Origin of the sequence: Streptomyces sp. NPDC002573, assembly GCF_042889625.1 — a bacterium.
GTDB classification, from domain to species: domain Bacteria; phylum Actinomycetota; class Actinomycetes; order Streptomycetales; family Streptomycetaceae; genus Streptomyces; species Streptomyces gibsoniae.
This window is the reverse complement of sequence record NZ_JBIARC010000205.1, coordinates 1-3303: the sequence shown is the minus strand read 5'-3', so window position 1 is coordinate 3303 and position 3303 is coordinate 1. Positions and strand designations below refer to the sequence as shown.

The window sequence follows — 3303 nt, the reverse complement described above, 5'->3', positions numbered from 1 at the left end:
ACGGGCCGGATGTCACAAGCCTCGATGTCCAGGCTGCTGGCGGAGGTGGAGGACATCGACGACGTGATCGAGGTGACCAACCACCTCACCACCGTGTGAATCCTTGTGCCGGCAGGGGGGCCGGCCGCGTGGCCGACCGGTCTTCCGGCGACCCCGCCGCGCACGCAGGTATCCGAGGCGCCTCCGAACAGCCCACAGACGGCCAAGGCCGCAGCGCTCTGAGGAGGTGCCGTCAACTCCGCGTAAGCGGGCCCTGCCCGGCTGCCACCGTGCCAGGGAGAAGCAGCTTCCGACACCACCAGCTCCGGCCGTGGCGAGTCAGCGCCGTGGTCGTTCCGGTAGGGCACCGGGAAGAGGGGTGCGGTCGTGCTGCGTGCGGGATGTGATTGACCGCGCGGATGTGGGGAGGGCCATCGTCACCGAGAACGAGGAGGCGCCGGTGGATGCGGCTTCGAGGGTGCCGTCCATGGCTTCGGTGAGGTCCCGCGACAGTCTCAGGGCCAGGCTGTCTTCTCTGGCCGAGGCTGGCGCGGTGGTTGGTTCTGTGCCGGGGGTGTTAGGGCTTGGCTCCTGGTTGGCGTCTGTGATGCGGATCTGCAGACGACCAGGCAGAGTTTCGGCGGTGAGGGCCGGCGGCTGGTGGGGCGGGCTGTGGCGCAGTGCGTCGGCTGCCAGCGAGGCGAGTACACGACTGAGGAGGGAGGCGTCGGCGATCACGTCGGGGAGGTCTTCGGGCAGCCGGAGGTCGAGGGTGTGCCCGCCGGGCCCGAGGTCGTCGAGGGACACGGTAAGGACCTCATTCAGATCAACCGGGCGGAGGTAGAAGTCTATGGCTCCACCGTGCAGCCGACTGAGGTCATCGAGGTCTTTGACGAGCTGTACGGCGCGGCGCACAGAGGAGCGGGCCGTCTCCAGCAGTTGTTCACGTGTGAGCTGGGACTGGTCGGCTTCGGCGTGCTGCAGACCGGTGAGTGCCGTTGCGGCGCTGTGGAGTGGGGTGCGTAGGTCGCGGCTTGCCGCAAGGAGCAGGGAGGCGCGGGTGCGCTCGGCGGCGGCGCGGGGGTCGTCTTCCCCGGTGCTCCCCCGAGCATGCGCGATGGCCAGTTGCGTGGCGCAGGCGGCGAGGGTGCGCTGGTCGTCGCTACTGAGCCGACGACCGCGTACGGCGAGGGTGAGATCGTCGTCGGCAGGGACTTCTGAGTCCGCCTGGTCGGGTTTTTCGGGCGGGTGTCGTCCGGTGCTGGCGACGACGTACCAAGGGGAGCCGGGAACGCGGCGATCACGTTCGAGGAGGCTGGCCGAGGCAAGGCCGAAGTTCTCCCGGATGTGCTCGAGCAGGGCAGGCAGGTCCTGACCGCGCATGACGGCGGTTGCCAGCCGGGTCAGCGCCCGGGCTTCGGTGGCGACATAAGCAGTCTGGCGGGTGCGGCGGGCTGTGTTTCCTGCGGCGCTGCCGACGGCGGCGGCAACGATCAGGAAGACTGCCAGCGCAAGGATGTCACCTGCTCTCCCGATGGCCAGGGAGTGCACGGGCGTCGTGAAGAAGTAGTCAGCGAGAAGGCCCGCGACGACAGCGGCTGCCAGTGCGGGGAGGACACCGCCGGCGAGGGCGATCGCGACCACGGCCAGCAGGTAGAGCACCAGGTCGCTGGAGAGGCCGAGGTCGTCGCCCAAGGCGACGAGGACGAAGGTGAGCGCGTGTGGCAGCAGGACCGCGCCGGCTGGCGCGACCCAATTGCAGGGCGCTCTGATGCCGCGAGCTCGGTGCGGGACCGGGTGAGCGACTGCCCGACCGTGGTGGACGATATGCACGTCGACGGGTCCGGAGTGACGGATTGTTCGCTGTCCTACTCCTGCTCGCAGCAGCAGGGACAGCCGGTTGCGCCGACTGGCGCCGAGGACGATCTGGGTGATGTTCTCGGCTTCGGCGAACTGCAGGAGTGCTTCGGGGATGTCCTCGCCGGCGGTCTGGTGGTAGCTGCCGCCGAGTGACTCCACCAGGGTGCGTTGGGCGTACAGGGCAGCGGGGTGGGCGGGAGTCAGCCCGTCACTGGGGGCAACGTGCAGGGCGAGCAGTTCGCTGCCGGGGGTGCGGGCGGTGATCCGGGCGGCGCGGCGGATGAGGGTGGGCCCTTCAGGGCCGCCGGTCAGGCCCACCAGGATCCGTTCCCGGGTCTCCCAGGGGGTGGCGATACCGTGCTCCGCACGGTATCGCTGCAGGCCTTCCTCCACCCTGTCGGCGAGCCACAGGAGCGCCAGTTCCCGTAGTGCGGTGAGGTTCCCGACCCGGAAATAGTGGGTGAGGGCGGCCTCGATGCGGTCCGGCGGATAGATGTCGCCGTGCACCATGCGGCGGCGCAGCACTTCGGGTGAGAGATCGACCAGTTCGATCTGGTCGGCCCGGCGGGCGACCTCGTCGGGCAGGGTCTCGCGCTGGGGGACGCCGGTGATCTGGCGGAACACGTCTGCCAGTGACTCCAGGTGCTGGACGTTGAGCGTGGTAATGACGTCGATGCCGGCGTCGAGGAGTTCCTCAATGTCCTGCCAGCGCTTGGCGTTGCGTGAACCGGGCACGTTGGTGTGGGCCAGCTCGTCCACCAGGGCGACCTGAGGGTGGCGGGTGAGGACCGCGTCGAGATCCATTTCTTCGAAGGGGGCTCCGCGGTGGACCAGTGTGTGCCGGGGGATCGTTTCGACCTCCTCGGCCATAGCCGCGACAAGCCGTCGGCCGTGTGACTCGATGAAGCCGGCGGCAGCATCGGCGCCCAGCGATTGCAGTCGGAGCCCTTCTTGCAGCATGGCGTAGGTCTTCCCCACCCCTGGGGCGGCCCCGAGGTAGATCTGCAACCGTCCGCGCGCCATGGCGTCGGCTCCTGCCATTACTTGCGTGATCAGCGTTTGTCTTCCTGGTTCCCATGGTGCGATGGATTGAGACCTGCCCGGAGTCAATCCAGAAATGACGTGTATCGGTCAGCAACATACGGACGCAGGTCGCCGGCCCGGGTGGCCGGGCAAGTGGATGCTCGGCGCGAGGAGGCGTCAACGGGCCGCAGACGCTGACCGGCGGCACCTCGCATTCACGGCTGGATGGCGACCGACAGATCCAACGCGCCGAGGCCGGTGGTGCTTCGCTCTCTGGGCGAGGGCCACGGTTCGCTCGGTCGTCGCGGGGGCCTCATCGTGACTCCTCCCCCGGCTAAAGCCGGGGGCTTCTCGCTAAGCCTGGCGGCCGTTGCGACGGACCAGCCCGGCCCGTAGAACGTTCAGAGCGCCCACTGTGTCAGCGTGCGCCTGGTGGTCGCA

General features: G+C 68.8%; 1 protein-coding gene. It reads right to left on the bottom strand.

Annotated features, from left to right (window positions below; translation table 11 throughout):
- Positions 1-318 precede the first annotated feature (318 nt).
- Positions 319-2862 (bottom strand): DUF4118 domain-containing protein, encoded by a 2544-nt coding sequence (locus ACFYX0_RS47170; protein ID WP_388981860.1) that lies wholly within the window; start codon positions 2860-2862, stop codon positions 319-321.
- Between the last annotated feature and the right edge of the window lie 441 nt (positions 2863-3303).